Source organism: Chryseobacterium taeanense (assembly GCF_900099685.1).
In the GTDB taxonomy this organism is placed as follows: Bacteria; Bacteroidota; Bacteroidia; order Flavobacteriales; family Weeksellaceae; genus Chryseobacterium; species Chryseobacterium taeanense.
The window spans coordinates 67642-85068 of record NZ_FNDW01000010.1; the positions used below are offsets into that span (position 1 = coordinate 67642).

General features: G+C 36.6%; 10 protein-coding genes. 6 read left to right on the plus strand and 4 right to left on the minus strand.

The annotated features are described in order from the left end of the window. Positions 1 to 50 precede the first annotated feature (50 nt). The 4 genes from BLR30_RS13475 to ligA all read right to left on the minus strand — a co-directional run bounded on the left by BLR30_RS13475 (position 51) and on the right by ligA (position 7844). A complete protein-coding gene (locus BLR30_RS13475; RefSeq protein ID WP_089859850.1) occupies positions 51 to 2189 on the minus strand; it encodes a S46 family peptidase in 2139 nt (712 codons plus the stop codon). Between the two features lie 187 nt (positions 2190 to 2376). Continuing rightward, on the minus strand, positions 2377 to 3021 hold the full coding sequence (locus BLR30_RS13480; protein ID WP_089859853.1) for an MgtC/SapB family protein: 645 nt from the start codon (positions 3019 to 3021) through the stop codon (positions 2377 to 2379). Positions 3022 to 3142: 121 nt separating this feature from the next. After that, positions 3143 to 5743 carry a T9SS type A sorting domain-containing protein gene (locus tag BLR30_RS13485; RefSeq protein WP_089859856.1) on the minus strand — a complete coding sequence of 867 codons (2601 nt, stop codon included), beginning with the start codon at positions 5741 to 5743 and terminating at the stop codon, positions 3143 to 3145. An 85-nt stretch (positions 5744 to 5828) separates the two neighbouring features. Beyond that, a complete protein-coding gene (gene ligA / locus BLR30_RS13490) occupies positions 5829 to 7844 on the minus strand; it encodes an NAD-dependent DNA ligase LigA (protein WP_089859858.1) in 2016 nt (671 codons plus the stop codon). 197 nt (positions 7845 to 8041) lie between these two features. On the opposite strand from ligA, the gene BLR30_RS13495 reads away from it, so the two are divergent. The 6 genes from BLR30_RS13495 (at position 8042) to prmA (ending at position 17352) form a co-directional block, all read left to right on the plus strand. Next, entirely contained in the window at positions 8042 to 8788 is a 747-nt protein-coding gene (locus BLR30_RS13495) for a glycerophosphodiester phosphodiesterase family protein (protein ID WP_089859861.1), read from the plus strand. Positions 8789 to 9117: 329 nt separating this feature from the next. Beyond that, on the plus strand, positions 9118 to 12099 hold the full coding sequence (locus tag BLR30_RS13500) for a SusC/RagA family TonB-linked outer membrane protein (RefSeq protein ID WP_089859864.1): 2982 nt from the start codon (positions 9118 to 9120) through the stop codon (positions 12097 to 12099). Positions 12100 to 12109: 10 nt separating this feature from the next. Then, on the plus strand, positions 12110 to 13561 hold the full coding sequence (locus BLR30_RS13505) for a SusD/RagB family nutrient-binding outer membrane lipoprotein (RefSeq protein WP_089859867.1): 1452 nt from the start codon (positions 12110 to 12112) through the stop codon (positions 13559 to 13561). 138 nt (positions 13562 to 13699) lie between these two features. Further along, on the plus strand, positions 13700 to 15283 hold the full coding sequence (locus BLR30_RS13510; RefSeq protein WP_089859870.1) for a calcineurin-like phosphoesterase C-terminal domain-containing protein: 1584 nt from the start codon (positions 13700 to 13702) through the stop codon (positions 15281 to 15283). Positions 15284 to 15446: 163 nt separating this feature from the next. Next, positions 15447 to 16160: a 3-ketoacyl-ACP reductase gene (locus BLR30_RS13515; RefSeq protein ID WP_089859873.1), complete on the plus strand. Its 714-nt coding sequence runs from the start codon at positions 15447 to 15449 to the stop codon at positions 16158 to 16160. Between the two features lie 364 nt (positions 16161 to 16524). Next, entirely contained in the window at positions 16525 to 17352 is an 828-nt protein-coding gene (gene prmA / locus BLR30_RS13520) for a 50S ribosomal protein L11 methyltransferase (RefSeq protein WP_089859876.1), read from the plus strand. The last annotated feature ends 75 nt before the right edge of the window (positions 17353 to 17427 follow it).

Here is a 17427-nt window from a genome sequence, read left to right on the forward strand (position 1 = left end):
AAATAACCCCGAAAGAAAACTTTCGGGGTTCATTTTTGTATTTAATTAAACTATTTCACGATTTTCATTTCATTAATAAGCCATTTAGAATCGGCAAATTTATCAATGATGAAAAGGATATATTTGGTATCCACCATAATGTTTCGGCTGAAACGCGGGTCGTAATTGATGTCACTCATCGTTCCTTCCCATTGTCTGTCGAAGTTTAAGCCGACAAGATTTCCGTAGGCATCCAGCGCAGGACTTCCGGAGTTTCCTCCTGTCGTATGGTTGGTTGCGGTAAATCCTACCGGAACGTCACCGGTTTTGTCTTTGTAATTTCCGAAATCTTTCTTGCTGTAAAGATCGATCAGTTTTTTAGGAACATCAAATTCATAGTCTCCCGGAATATACTTTTCCATTACGCCAGCGAGGTGCGTCTGATAGTTGTAGGAAACCGCATCTCTCGGCGAAGAACCTTTTACTTTTCCATAGGTTACACGCATCGTAGAGTTGGCATCCGGGAAGAATTTTCTGTCTTTATCGGTAGCCATCTGTTGAGCCATATAAGTCTTTTGCAATGCGTCAATTTTCGTCTGAAGAGAAGTAAACTGAGGATCTGCTTTCGTCATATACGTATCTCTCATAGCCATGTAAATCTGGAAAACAGGATCTTTCTTTAACGTTTTGATTAATTTATCCTGATTAGAGAAAGCTTTTTCAATGTCTTTGCTTAAAGAAGCGCCATTTACTTCACTTCTTCCTGTAATGATCGAATTTTTAGAAGCATCTTCAATCACCTGAATATTTTGAGCTTCATTTTTGAACTTTTCAAATCCGGCAGGAAGGAATTGAGCATCTGTTTTATTAGCGTATAAAGCCAGTAGCTTTGCAGTCACTTTTGCATCAAGCTCTGCGTTGTAGTCTTTATAGAAAGAGGTTAGTCTGTTTTTGAAAGAAGTGGTGTTTTTCTCATCCATTCTTCCAGCTTCTACCGCTGTGATATAATTATAATAAAGATTGGCAAGCATCAGTGTTTCCGCATTTCTGAGGGTTTCAGAATAATAAGCATTGTTTAACGCAAACGGAGCCTGATCGTTATACAATTTGTTTAACTGATCTAAAGTTGTTTTAATTTCAGGATTTTTAGACACAAGAGAACCTTCATACATTACTTTTTTCTCTACGGCATTGGATTTTTTCAAGCCTTCCACTTCGCCGATCCATTTTTTCCAGTAATTGGCTACTGATGCATATTTTGAAGCATACTGAATACGTGTTGCATCATCGGTACGCATTTTTTCGTCCAGTGTTTTCAAAGCAACATCCCTCACGGCGATTCTTGCCGGATCGATCTCCTTCATGATCTTTTCAACCGCTATGGCAGGAAGATATTCCGTAGTTCTTCCAGGGAAACCGAAAACGAATGTAAAATCATTTTCATTTTTATCTTTAATGGAAACCGGAAGGTAATGCTTCGGAACGTAAGGAACATTGTCTTTAGAGTATTCAGCAGGTTTATTGTTTTTATCTGCATAAATTCTGAACATGGAAAAATCTCCGGTATGTCTTGGCCAAACCCAGTTGTCGGTGTCGGAACCGAATTTTCCGATGCTTTGTGGCGGTGCTCCTACCAAACGGATATCTTTATACGTCTCGATGGTATAAGCATAAAATTTATTTCCGTAGTACATTGATTTTACGGAAATCGACTGGTAAGGCTCTGTTTTCTGTGAGTTTTTATAAATCTCAATATTTTTGGCAATCTGCTTAGAAAGCTTAGGCTCCGTAAGATTATCCGTTCCCTGAAGAATCTGATTGGTCACTTCTTTTATGTCAACAATAAAATCAACCGTTACGCCTGGATTCGGAAGTTCGCCTTCTGTATTTTTAGCCCAGAAACCATTGGATAAAAGATCATTCTGAACGGTTGAATGTGCCTGAATCTGCCCGTAACCACAGTGATGATTGGTCAGTAAAAGACCTTTTGGAGAAATGATTTCCGCAGTACATCCGCCGTTGAACTGCACGACTGCATCTTTTATACTTGCTTTCTGAGGATTGAAGATGTCTTTGGCAGAGATTTTCATTCCCAGATCTTTCATTTCCTTTTCATTCAGCTCTGTCGGTATCCACATTCCTCCGTATTGCTGTGCAAATGTCATTACAGCCGGCAAAAGAAATACGGATAAAAGTATCTTTTTTGTCATAATCAAAATTTTGCTCCAATTTACGAAGAAATTGTGAGTTTGGCATTTTTGAGAGATGACTTTAATTTGGTTTTGAGGATGAGCTGTTTATGATTTGTTTGTTTTCTGTAGTGTGATCCGTTTTATGTTTTTTAAGTTAAAATTTTTCACTAAAAATTTAAATTCAAGAAAAAATAATTTCATATATCTAAAACTGATAGGCAATAATTCGTTCGTCTTCCATAAGACTTTTCATTAAAGCTTCATGATTGATATTCCTTCCGGTGATAATCCATGATGTGGAGAGATTTCCCTGAGTATATTGCTGTTTTGAGATGGCATACCTAAGATGATTTTTTCTGAAAAGTTCTTCGCAATAAGGAATGTCCAGGTGGTTGATAACGGCAATTTTATATTCCCTGATTTTATGTTCTCTGTCGATAAACTTTTCAAAATGATTCAGAGAGCCAAGGATTAAAAGCACTAAAACGGCACCCGTGACAGCAAGATATACGTATCCGGAGCCTACCGCCATACCGATGGATGCCGCGGCCCATATGGTGGTTGCGGTTGTGATTCCGTCTATTTTGTTATCACCTTTAAAGATTACTCCGGCTCCCAAAAAGCCGATTCCGGTAATAATATTGGCAGCAATACGGTCAGGATTATTTATTCCGATTTTTATGGAAAGTATCGTGAAGAGACACGAACCGAAGCATATCAGGATGAAAGTTCTTAACCCAGCCGATTTGTTGCGATATTCGCGTTCTGCGCCAATCAGCAATCCCAAGATAACCGATATGAAAATCAGCAGCAATTCATTTTGAATAGAGTGATCTTTTAAAAATTCCATTTTTTTATACTTTAAAGCATAATAAAGTTACAATAAAAAAGAAATGATAATTATGATCTCGGTGATAGTCATAAAAAAAGACTGCCAGGAAGACAGTCTTGCTTATTTATTTCTAATTTAATTAATTTTTGATGAATTTCTGAGTGAAGGTTTTATCTTTTGTAAATAATTTGATAATATAATTTCCTTTTACAAGCTCGGAAACATTGATTGAATTTCCTTTTACATGAGTTGAAATTAAAATTCTTCCGGCTGCATCAAAGATTTCTGCTTTCGTAATTTCATTTTTAGACTTAATATTTAAAACTTCTTGTACAGGGTTCGGATAGATTGAAATCGTCTTGTTTTCTTTGTTGATTTCCGAAGCAGCTAAAGTATTCTGGACGGTTGTCATAAAGTTATTGGTGATAATCGGAGCATTATAATCAAAGTAGATTCCCGCTTTGTTGCTAAAACTGTCGCCAACGTTCAGGGTAGATTTTGTTTTAATTTTAAATGAAACATATCCATCATTATTGGCATCATCAAAAGGAAGCTGAATATTTTCAAAGATAAATTCTACGGTGTTTCCTGTGATTCTTGTCACGAAATCGTGGCTGCCGGTCAGAGATGCTAAACTTGACAGGTCATATTTGGAAGCGTCTATATCATCTTTTACGACAATATTCTGTGCATTTGCCGTTCCTGTATTTTCAAAACGAATAAGGTAATGAACATAATCTCCCACTTTTGCCTGGGTAATTGTTGTTCCCTCTAAACATGTTTTATCATTCGGGTCGAAAGAGTTTACGACAGTTTGGTTTAAAGTAAATGTATTATCTAGAGGGGTTTCATCTGTTCCGGCATTTACCTGAGCTGTATAATGAAGTACATCGCCGCCGTTCAAAGCCGGAGTCTGTGTAGGAGTGTTTAATTTTAAAGTTACGGTAATTTCTCTTGTTTCAAAAGGAAGAAGATTTGTAAAATTCCAGTTTAATAATCCTGTTGATTGCGAGTTTGGCGCAACTGTAGAGCTTAAATAATCCATCACATTATCGTTATAATTAAATGAAAGTGTCCCTGATTGTGTTCCCGTACCTTTATTTTTATAAACGATTTTATATTTTGCGTTAAAACCAGGTGTAGCTTGAGTTATCGGAATGATAAAAGTTTCAAGATCGTTGTGTGTTCCGTTTGCTGAAATACAAAAATTTTGAGCTAGTGGACTTGTTTGAGTTGGGAAATTAGCTGTCAGGTTTGTAGGCGAAATGTTAAAATATGTAGGATTTTCAAGAATCGGAGTTATTGTATGAGAACCTGCTCCTACAGCGATTGAATAATTTCCTGAATTATTTGCAATTAAACTTCCTGAAACTGTTCCGTTGGTAACGTTGAATTTCTGAAAAGCTTTATTGGCATCATTAATGTCACAGCCATTATTGTTGCTGTCATATTTTGTATTTCCCTGAATGGTATAGAATATTCCGCCAGGTGTGAATGAACAATAGGAATTGGTAACAACATTACTGTAACCATAGGCGTTCAATGTAGATAAAACATCGTTTAACTTATTATCGTCAATGCAGATAAACTTTAATTGAGGAAGATTGTTTATTGAGATACCATATGGAAAATTTTGACTTCCACTTTTTAAATTTATATTTTGTAGATTATTATTAAAACCACAACTAATTGTATAAAGAAGAGGATTATGGCTGAGATCTAATGATTGCAAAAGATTTTTAGTACATTCTAGATTTACCAGCGCAGTATTCTGATTTAGATCTAATGACGGAAAATAGTTTTCATCACATCTCAATAATTGTAAGGTAGCTAAAGAAGATATATCAATCGAGCTAAACTTATTTTTAAAAATATCCAAAATCAAAATGCTTGGAAGGTTGTTTACATTGAGATTTGTAAGATTATTATTGTAATTTAAAACCAGCCTTTCAAGAGCTGCACAATTTGTAGCGCTTACCGTATTTAAAGTTCCATTACTGTTACATTCAAGTTTCCAAAGCTGTGGAAGGTTGGCAACACTTACATTGGAAACTCCACAACTGGATATTGAAATAGAATAAAGTTTATTAGATCCTTGAAAATTGATATTTTGAAGTTGATAATTACTTAAAAGATCAACAGTTTTAAGGTTGGGAAAATTTGATAAATTAAGAGTGGAAATTTTTGTAGCCTGTAGAGATAGTCCTACAAGTGCAGGGCAGCCTGTGACATCAAGCTGATTTAGGTTTCCACTGAAAACACTTATATTTTTTATAGATGATGAGACAGGATTTAAAGAAGTTAAAGCAGAACAGCTAATTATTTTTAAATTCTCAAGATTTGTACAATTGGCAATATCAATTGATGTTAAATTATCCAATGCCTGAATTGTAAGATAATTAAGATTACTGAGACCACTTACATTAATGCTTGTTGCACCAAAACCAAATAAAGACAGTGAACGGAGATTAGAAAAGCTCTGAATGCCCGTAATATCATTGATTGCATTTACTGAAACGGTAAGAAAAGCCACATTTGCAGCCTCGGAAACTTCAATTTCCCCGTTGCTGTTAGCATCAATTTTTATAGCTTGTCCGTTAATGTTGCTTGCAATTTGATTATTTGTTGTTACGTCAGCAGACAGTAATCTAGCCTTAAAAGCCGGATCAGGAATATTCACAATCTGTGCCTGAAACACAGCAAACATAATCAGAGAGACAACTAGGTAAATTTTTCTCATGGTTATTATCAATTTTAAATTTCGGGCAAAAATAAGCCATTAAGAAACAATCTCAATGGCTTATTATGTTAAATATTTTAGAGTATCATTGCTTTTCTATCAAATCCAGAAACTGCTGTTCATCAAGGATCGCGATCGTTCCGATATCCTGAGCTTTTTTTAGTTTGCTTCCGGCTTTCTCACCAACAACGAGGTAATTTAAATTCTTGGAAACGGCTGAAATGTTTTTGCCGCCATGCTTTTCTACCATTTCCTCAGCAGCTTCTCTCGTAAACAACGACAGTTTTCCCGTGAAAAGAAAAGTTTTTCCTGCTAAAACGTTCGATAAAACTTCGTTGGTGTTTTCTCCTTTTTCCAACTGAACGCCGTAAGATTTTAGTCTTTCCAGCATCAGAACATTTTCCGGATTGGCAAAGAAGTCTACGATACTCACTGCGATTTTCGTTCCGATGTCCTCTACTTGGCAAAGTTCTTCTGCCGTAGCATTTTTAAGTTCTTCTATGGTTGGGAAATTTTTGACTAATTTCTTGGCAACCGTTTCTCCAACGTGCTTTATACCAATTCCGTACAATACTTTTTCAAACGGAATTTCTTTTGATTTTTCAATACCCGAAATGATATTCTGGGCGGATTTCTCCGCCATTCTTTCCAAAGGAAGAAGCTGTTCTTTGGTTAAAACATAAAAGTCTGCGGGATTTTCAATTAATTTTTCTCTATAAAGTTGCTCAATGGTTTCGCTTCCCAGATTATCAATATTTAAAGCTTTTCTCGAAACATAATGAATCATTCTTCCGACAACCTGTGGAGGACAGTGCAAATCATTCGGACAAAAATGAATCGCCTGATCTTCAATTTTTACAAGCTCGGTTCCGCATTCCGGACAATTTTTAATATATTCAATTTCTTTACTTTCGGAAGTTCTTTTTTCTGTATTTACGCCGACGATTTTGGGAATAATTTCGCCGCCTTTTTCTACATAGACAAAATCATGTTCGTGGAGATCAAGCTTTTTAATAATATCTTCATTGTGCAGAGAAGCTCTTTTAACAATAGTTCCAGCCAGTAAAACAGGTTTTAAATTGGCTACCGGCGTGATTGCTCCTGTTCTTCCTACCTGATAAGAAACACTTTGTAATTCAGTTTCAACTTTTTCAGCTTTAAATTTGTAAGCCATTGCCCAACGTGGAGATTTTGCAGTATAGCCAAGCTGTCGTTGCTGTTTTAATGAGTTGACTTTTAAAACGATTCCGTCTATTTCAAAAGGCAAATTGTGTCTTTCGATGTCCCAATAGTTGATAAATTCTTTTACCTCATCCAAAGTTTTGCAGAGTTTAGCCTGCTGTGATGTTTTGAAACCCCAGGATTTTGCTTTTTCCAGCAGTTCCCAATGGGATTCGGCAGGGATTTCTTCGGAAATAAACTGATATAGAACCGATGACAATCCACGTTTTCTTACTTCACCACTGTCCTGCATTTTCAGGCTTCCGCTTGCAGTATTTCTGGGATTCATGAACGGGTCGAGACCATCTTCTTCACGCTGTCTATTGATTTTATCGAAATTTTTCCGGGTTAAATAAATTTCACCACGCATGAAAAAGTGTTCAGGAAAATCGCCTTTTAGCTTTAAAGGAATATCGGAAATCGTACGAACATTGGATGTGATTTCGTCACCCTGAAAACCGTCGCCACGGGTCACTGCCTGCACAAGTTTTCCGTTTTCATAGAAAATGGAAATAGAAGCACCGTCGTATTTTAATTCAGCAACAAATTCTACAGGATCATCGATGGTTTTAATGATTCTTTTTTCCCAGTCTTCAAGATCATCAAAATCGTAGGAATTATCCAGAGAATACATTCTGAATTTATGCTGAACGGTAGGGAAAACCTTTGTGATTCCGCCGCCGACTCTCATTGTTGGAGAGTTTTCATCGTAGAATTCGGGATGTTTTGCTTCCAGGTCCTGAAGCTCTTCCAAGAGCATATCAAAATCATAATCTGAGATCGTTGGAGTATCCAGAAGATAATAATTTTCGTTATGCTGATGAAGTTCCTTACGAAGATCTTCTATTTTCTGCTGTATGTTTTCGATATTGTCGGGCATTTTACTTCTGTCTTTTCAGCAAAAATAGTAAGTATTAAGGAGATTTTGATGATTAGATTTAACAATAAATTAAACAATTTTTATATTCAGTGTAAAGCATTATCGGAAATGTCTTTCTAAATTTGTCTATTATTTTATGTGAATTCTTCGCACAGAATGGTTTTGGCGATATTCAATAAAAAATTATTATCTGTATTATGAAAAAAATTATCTTAGGGTTAGCAGTTGTAAGCACACTAGTAATGAAGGCACAAACCCAGATCATTGCCCACAGAGGGTATTGGCAAACCCAGCCACCGACAACGGAAAATTCTTTAAAGTCGTTGGAAAATGCTCAGCATTTAAAAATTTACGGCTCCGAATTCGATGTAAGAATGACGAAAGATGGCATTTTGGTCGTAAATCATGACGAGCATCATGCAAAAATGGAAATCTCTGAAACCGATTTTAAAGAACTCGAAAAAGTAAAATTATCCAACGGTGAAAATTTTCCTACCCTGAAAGATTATTTAAAACAAGGAAAAAAAGATAAAGCTCTCAAGCTTATTGTAGAAATAAAGCCTGATAAAACGAAAGAAAAAGAAGATGAGCTAACGGCAAAAACCATCAAAATGATTAAAGATATGAAGCTGGGATCTCAATGTGAGTTTATTTCTTTCAGTTTGAATATCTGTAAGGAAATTAAAAGACTTGAACCCTCCTTCAAAGTACAATATCTGAAAGGTGAGCTTTCTCCGCAGCAGATCAAAGATGAAGGTTTAGATGGTCTTGATTATCATTACAGTGTTTTCCAGAAAAATCCGACCTGGATTGCTGATGCCAAAGCGTTGGGATTAATAACGAATGCCTGGACGGTGAATGATATTGCCATTTCAGACGAATTGAAAAAACAGGGAATCGGATTTATTACGACCAACATTCCCGACCAGTTGAAAGATAAATAATCTTCTAAAAAAATAAAATCTAAGTCTGTCTTTTCCGAGGCAGACTTTTTTATTTTCTTCCTATACCGATAATTTGTTAATGTTTTACACTTAGTGGTACATGTGTGGTATTTATCGTTTTTGACCGAAAAGACAATAAATGTAGGTAAATAAAACCTCGTATTTATATTAAAATTTCTTAATTATTTTAAAGTGTTGCCATTCAAAGGTGTATGAGATATTGTTAAAAATAAATTAATATAGTGTTTAATAATTCTTTAATAAATGTTAAAACGATGTTAAAATCATAACCATAATCTAAGATTAATTTTGCGCAAACAAATAAGGATATGCGTAAAGAAACACAAAAATTACTAATATTATCATTATTAGGATTAGTCAGTGTGAATTTGGCGGCTCAGCAGAAAATAAAAAGAGACACCATTAAAAACATTGATGAAGTTGTAGTAACGGCTCTGGGAATCAAAAGGCAAAATAAAGCTCTTGGGTATTCTACAGAAACAATCAATTCAGAACAGCTTTTAAGAACACAGAATAATCACTGGACAAGCGCTCTGGAAGGAAAAGTGGCGGGCCTTAAAATTCAGACTGCCGGTGCAGGACCTTTGGCAACACCAAGGATTACTTTAAGAGGTGATGTTTCTATGAGCAGTATGGGCGATAATCAGGCGCTTATTGTTTTGGATGGCGTTCCTTTGAATTCTAGAACGGTAGGAACTGGAACTCCAGCCTACGGAGCCGGCGCAGGAGGTGACGTGCCGATTGATTATGGTAACGACCTCAGCAGCATCAATCCAGACGATATCGAAAGCATTACTGTTTTGAAAGGGCCGAGTGCATCTGCCTTATACGGATCAAGAGGTGCTTTAGGAGCTATTATGATTACTACGAAATCAGGAAAAACCAAAAATGGTAAAATTCAGGTTTCTTTAAATTCTTATACAAGTTTTGATTCTGTTCTGAAATGGCCGGATTATCAGTATGAATATGGCCAGGGAACGATGCAGAAAGATAAAAATGGAAACTATTATTATTCATACGGGGTATCACCCGACGGAGTAAACACGGGATCTACCAGCAGTGCATACGGACCCAAGTTCAACGGACAGTCTTTTTTTCAGTATGATCCTAATGAACAGGGACAAAGCAAAGAAAGACAGCTTTGGAGGCCTTATAAAAATAATATAAAGGATTTTTGGCAAGTAGGAACTACCTTTTCAAATAATCTTGCTTTAGAAAGTTCCAATGATAAGACCGCATTCAGAGCATCATTATCCTATCTGAAAAACGAATGGATGATGCCTAATACAGGCCTTGAAAAATGGGGAGCGGCTATATCTGTCGATCATAAAGTTAATGACAGGTTTAAAGCCAATATTAAATTATCTTTCAATCAGACCAAAAGTGATAACCTTCCTGCGACGGGATACAATAACCAGTCGATTTCATATTTCATGATTTTCCAGAATCCAAACGTTGATCTGGCATGGTACAAGCCGATCTGGAAAGAAGGAAAGGATCAGGTAGATCAGATACACCCGTTCAGTTCTTATATTGATAATCCTTATTTGATTGCGTATGAGATGACGAATAGTCTAGACAAAAAAAATATCGTTGGAAACGTAAGTTTAAGCTATCAGATCAATAAACATTTTGATGTTTTACTAAGATCAGGAATGGCAATAAATGACGAACTCCGTACACAAAAAAGACCCTGGAGTTCTGCAAATTTTGCTCAGGGGTATTACAGAGAGCAGTATGTAAACGGATTCAATTTTAATAATGATTTAATGGTTAATTATAAAAATACATTCGGTGCATTCAACTTCTCTGCTACAGCGGGTGGATCTACCCAGTATTTTGAACAACTTACCAAAGATTATTATGCTTTAGGGCTAAAAAAAGCAGGTGTGTATAGCCTTACCAATGCGGTAGCGCAACGTTTTGATCTTCCGCAGCCTTACGATAAAATGGTAAGCAGTATGTATGGGTTGGCATCATTAAGCTATAAAGATAAAGTCTTTTTAGACGTTACTGCCAGAAATGACTGGAGTAGTACCTTACCAAAGGCAAACCGTTCTTATTTCTATCCATCGGTTTCCTCTTCATTTATTCTTTCCGATATTTTCGGGTTGAAAAGCAGAAAATTTAATTTCTGGAAATTAAGAGCTTCATGGTCGCAGACCGGAAACGATACAGAACCTTACCAGTTGTTGAATTATTATAATCCGAGTCTTGCATTTCCGGGATCCGTTGAGGTATCCAACCGCTATCTTAATCCAAATTTAAGACCTGAAATGCTTACCAACATCGAAGGAGGGATGGATTTCAGCCTTTTCAATAGCAGGTTAACTTACAATATCACAGCTTATCAGAGTAATTCTGTAGATCAGATTATCAGAAACGTCCCTGTTTTATGGGAAACAGGATATACGCAAAGGGTAATCAATTCAGGAGAAATCAGGAACAGGGGGATTGAAATGATGATGAATGCCTATCCGATAAAGAGTAAAAATTTCTTATGGAATGTATCGGCAAACTGGTCTATGAACCGAAATAAAATCTTATCGCTTCCGGAAGAGTTTAATGGTGAGCCATATACGTATGCAAGTGTTGGCGGAGCGGTTTATTACAATGCAGTAGTAGGCGGATCATTAGGAGACCTTTACGGATATGGACTTGTGTATTCACCGGACGGGCAGGTAGTATTTGGAAGTGACGGACTGACGGCTAAACCTGCACAGATGAAAAAAATAGGGAATGCCTATCCAAAATGGAGAGCCGGAATCCAGAATGAGTTCAGATATAAAAACATTTCCATAAGCTTCTCGTTCGATGGACAGTATAAAGGAATGGCTTATTCTCAGTCTCATCACAAAATGACTGAGCAAGGGAAGCTTGTCCACACTCTTGAAGGAAGAGATAACCCCGGCGGTCTGATCGTTGGTCAAGGTGTTGTACAGAATGCCGATGGTTCTTATTCTCCTAATACAAAAGGAATTCCGGTATCTACCTATTATGGAGATTATTACAGAAGAGCCAACGTAGAGACAAATACTTTTGATACTTCATTTATTAAACTGAGAGATGCCAGAATTGCGTATTCTTTCCCAAAATCTGTTACAGCTCCTTTAAAAATCACAGACCTTACCCTTGCGCTTTTCGGAAAAAACCTCTGGATGTGGACGAAGTTCCCGTTGTTTGATCCTGAAGCAGCTACTTTGGATAATGCAACCATTACTCCCGGTATCGAAATGGGACAGCTGCCAACTTCAAGAACTATCGGTTTTCAGCTTAATGTTAAATTTTAAATCTTAAAACATGAAAAAAACAATATTTAAATATATTCTTCTTGCCGGACTTGCATTTACAGTGGCTTCCTGCGACAGAAGCTTCGATGAAATAAACGTAGACGACAGCAAAATCTACGAACCGGAAGTGTCTAGTTTTTTAGCACCCCTTCAATATAATCTTGCTTCTGTGGGATATTTAAGAGCTAATGATTTCACGTTTGATATCATGCAGGTTTCCCTGGATTTTCCGAATGAAGGAAACACCCTGAGCCGTTACAATATCACCGAAAATACAGGTGCCGGTTATTGGAACAACAGCTACAAATGGATTAAGCAGATCTATGAAATGAAAAAGGCAGCCATAAGCAGCAGCGATCAAAATTATGAAGCGATTGCACTCGTTTTGAATGCCTGGGCATATTCCAACCTTACCGATACTTATGGAGATGTACCCTTTACTGAAGCTTCAAAACTTGATGAAGGAATCAGTCAGCCGAAATTTGATCAGCAAAAAAACATTTATATTCAGATGCTGGATGATCTGAAAAGAGCAAATTCACTTTTTGTAACAACAAAAACATTGACTGGTACAGATCTTTTCTATAACGCAAATAATGATGTAAACGGAATAACCAACTGGAAAAAGTTCTGTAATTCTCTTTCGTTAAGACTTTTAACAAGAATTTTAAAAAGAAACGATGAGGTGAATGTCTATGAAAGAATTCAGGAAATTGTAAATAATCCTACTGTTTATCCGATTTTTCAAAGTAATTCGGAGACGGTAAAATTAAATGTTACAGGAGTTGCCCCTTTGATGCCTCCAATTGCGAGACCTCAGGATTTTACGACAGGACGTGCGGCGTCAGAGTTTTTCGTTGAAACCTTAAGAGGAAATAATGATCCAAGAATGTCTATGTTTTTTAGTCAGGCAAAAAATCTTTCAGGTACAAATATCGGTTACAAAGGAGCTCCGTCGGGTTATGCGTTTGGGACGGTGTTTGATTATCAGCCTTCCAATATGAATCAGAATCTTGCTAAAGCTCCTTTAAATATGCTGGTATATCCTTATGCAGAATTGCAGTTTATTCTGTCGGAGCTGGCATTTAAAGGAATTATTTCAGGAAACGCACAAACCTTCTACGAAAATGGAGTAAAAGCTACCATCGAACAATGGGGAGCAACATTTCCGGCAAATTATTTTTCGAATCCTAAAGTTGCTTACAACGGAACGCTGGAAAGAATTATGCTTCAAAAATATGTAGCCTTGTTTTTTGTAGATCAGCAACAATGGTTTGAAAAAAGAAGAACAGGTTTTCCTGTACTTCCCAATAACGGAGGTTTGCTGAATAACTCAGAAATGCCGTCAAGATTAATGTACCCGCCAAATCCAAGAGTATTAAATACCACAAACTATCAGGCAGCAGTTCAGGCAATGGGCGGTGACAACATCAACATAAAAATGTGGTGGAACAAACCATAATTAAAAGAATAACATCATCAATCCATTGCTGAATATTAACGCCTTTGCGAACGAAAAAATCAACGGTTTTTAAATAAAAATTCTTTGCGGACGTAGCGTTAAAATAAGCAGTCACAAACAAGCTAATTAAGATTAACAATGAACATAAAATTTTTAATGCCCTGCCTGATGATTTCAGCAATGGCATTCTCACAAGCTTCTGTTTCGGGATATGTGTACGAAGATCTCAACAAAAATCAGAAGAAAGAGAATAGGGAAAAAGGAATTGAAGGAGTAGCAGTTTCCAACGGAGCGCAGGTTATGGTAACGGATAAAAACGGAAGATACAGCCTGCCGATTATGGAAGGACAGTCGGTTTTTGTTATAAAACCTTCAGGATATATGACCCCGGTAAACGCAAATAATTTACCCCAGTATTATTATCAGTACAAACCGAAAGGTTCTCCCACAGATTTTAAATATAAAGGATCTGCACCAACAGGAGAGCTTCCGAAAGAAATTAATTTTGCTTTGAATAGACAAAATGAAAGTAAAAATTTTGATATCCTTGTTTTCGGAGATCCACAACCTTATACAGAAAAGGAACTGGATTATTTCAGAAGATCTATTGTGAACGAAGTAAAAAACACAAAGAAAAATGCAGTGTTGGGAATCAGTCTGGGAGATCTGGTAGGAAATGATCTCATACTTCAAAAGCCTTACGCAACAGTAATGAAAGAGATCGGATTGCCTTGGTACAATGTAATGGGGAACCACGATATGAATTACGAGGCAAAAGAAGATATGCTTTCCGATGAAACTTTTGAATCTAATTTCGGACCTGCCAATTATTCATTTAATTACGGGAATGTTCACTTTATCATTCTGGATGACATTTTATATCCGGATCCGAGAGATGGAAAAGGATATTGGGGAGGTTTCCGTGAAGATCAGCTGAAATTCGTTGAAAATGACCTGAAGCTGGTGGATAAAAATAAATTAATCGTTGTTTCTTTCCATATTCCGTTAGCACATAAGAATGAAGATAACTTCAGAAATTCAGACCGTCAGAAATTATTTGATTATTTAGCACCATTCAAAAATGCTTTGTTACTATCGGCACATACACATATTCAGCAACAGCTTTTCTACGGCAAAGAAGCGGGATGGAACGGTTCAAAAGACCTTCATGAATACAATGCCGGAACAACCTGCGGCGACTGGTGGTCGGGAACATCGGATGATCTGGGATTACCGACCTCAACTATGAGAGACGGTACAGCTAAAGGATATTCTTTTATCAGCTTTAATGATAATGAATATAAAATTAAATATAAAACAGCGGGTAAACCGGAAGATTATCAGATCAATTTATATGTGCCGAAAGTGATTCCTTTCCCTTCAAAAACTTCTGCAAAAGTCTTGGCTAATTTCTTTATGGGAAGCAAAAAAGACAAAGTAGAATACAGAATAGATGATGATAAATGGGAAGAAATGCAGTATGACGAAACTGTAGATCCGAGTTTTGCAATGTCAGTTTTTAAATGGGATACCACAAACAAACTTTTCCCGGGAAGAAGACCATCTAATCCTGAAACATCAAAACATATCTGGACGGGAGATTTTTCTAAAAAACTTTCTCTGGGAAAACATAAGGTTGAGGTAAGAGCAGTAGACATGTATGGAAACAAGTTTTCAGCATCGGAAGAATTTGAAGTTCAAAATCAGATCCTTATACCTTAATTTTTCATTTATTACTATACTTTCAAAGAAACCGGCTTCCAGTGAAGTCGGTTTTATTTATAAAAACGGTATCATTTTTACTGTCTATACTTATAATATCATCATTCATCAATGGTATGAAAATCATCTTTCGTAAATTTGCATTAGCAATAAAATAATTACAATGAACATAAACGGAAAAAATGCCATCATCACGGGTGGAGGAAGAGGTTTGGGCAAAGCTGTTGCCCTCGCATTGGCCAATGAAGGTGTGAATATCGGAATCACGGGAAGAAATGAAGAAAACCTGAAAATGACCGTTGATGAAATCCAGAAACTTGGCGTAAATGCAACATACGCCGTTTTCAGTGTTGATAATGAAATACACGTAAAAGCCGGAATTGAACATTTGGCAGAACAATTAGGAGGAATTGATATTCTTATCAATAATGCAGGAATCGGAGACTTCGGGTCTATCGAAGAAATGTCTTCCGAAACATGGGAGCAGGTGATTAAAACCAATCTTTTCGGAGTGTATTATGCTGCGAAAGCAGCTTATCCTTACATGAAGTCGAAAGGGGAGGGTGATATTATCAATGTGGCATCTACTGCAGGCTTAAAAGGAGGTCCGAATATGTCGGCGTACGCAGCTTCAAAAGCGGCTGTTGTTTCTCTTTCGCAATCTATGATGGCGGAATGGAGAAAGCAAAATATCCGTGTCATTACACTTACTCCAAGCACGATTGCATCAGATATGTCGATTCAGGGAGGTCTTACGGACGGAAATCCTGAAAAAGTTCTTCAGCCGGAAGATTTTGCAGAATGGGTGAGAGATATTCTCAAAATGAACCGAAGAGCATTGATTGCTAACGGATCAATTTTCTCTACAAATCCTTAATAGAGAAGTTAGAAACTAGATATTAGAAATTAGTTTTTTTAACTGTTATTTATATAAATGCGAACTTCGGTTCGCTTTTTTATATATTAAATTTGCCATTCTGAACGGGAAAGAAGTGAGAGTGAAGAAATCTCTAAATAAAAAAATAGATTCTTCCTTTGTCAGAATGATAAGCTTAATGTATAATCTTTGCTGATTATAAACTGAAGGTTTACGAACGTAGTTCAGTCTTAGCGAACGAAAAAAATTCTCAATAATTTCAAAAAGTCTTTGCGTTTTTTACGTTAGAAAACTTTCGCATTACCTCTATTACTAACCTCCAGATTCTGATGTTAATTCATTATTTTTGCAACAAATTATTCATATGCAAAATTATTTAGAATTCAATTTCAAGATTTCTCCGCTCCAGCCATGGAACGAGATACTAATGGCAGAGCTTATAGAGATCGGTTTCGACAGCTTTACAGAAGAAATTGACGGTATTTTAGGATATATTCAGAAAGATTTATTGAATGAAGAAGATTTAAAAACGCTTCCGCTTTTTCAAAATGAAGAGGTTAAAATTGATTATACTTTTCAGGAAATGCCGAATATCAACTGGAATGAAGAATGGGAGAAAAACTTTGAGCCGATCAACATCGATGATAAAGTGCTGATCCGTGCAGAATTCCACGAATCGGTTCCCGGAATGCATGAAATTGTTATTCAGCCAAAAATGTCTTTTGGAACGGGACATCACCCGACGACCCATCTTATGATCCAGCAGATGATGGATATTGATTTTAAAGGGAAAAAAGTCCTGGATATGGGCTGTGGAACTTCAGTACTCGCTATTTATGCAAAACAAATCGGAGCCGGAGACACAAAAGCCATTGATATCGACGAATGGTCGGTAGAAAATTCAAAAGAAAATGCAGCGAGAAACAACGTTGAATTGGATATCGAGCTGGGAACCGCAGAAAATCTTGGAAAAGAAAATTTTGATATCATTCTGGCTAATATCAACAGAAATATTCTTATTTCGGACATCCCAACATACGTTTCGGTATTGAATAATGGCGGACAATTACTGCTTTCGGGATTGTGTTTTTTTGATGTGGATGATATTCTGGAAGTTTGTAAAGAAAACGGTTTACAACTTAAAAAACAGCTTCAGCGGGAAGAATGGGTAAGCCTTCTGCTTGAAAAATAAGCGTTTTAGATCTTATTATTTTAGATAGATTCAATTAAAATATATATATTGAAAATTCATGAGGCTGTCCTGTTT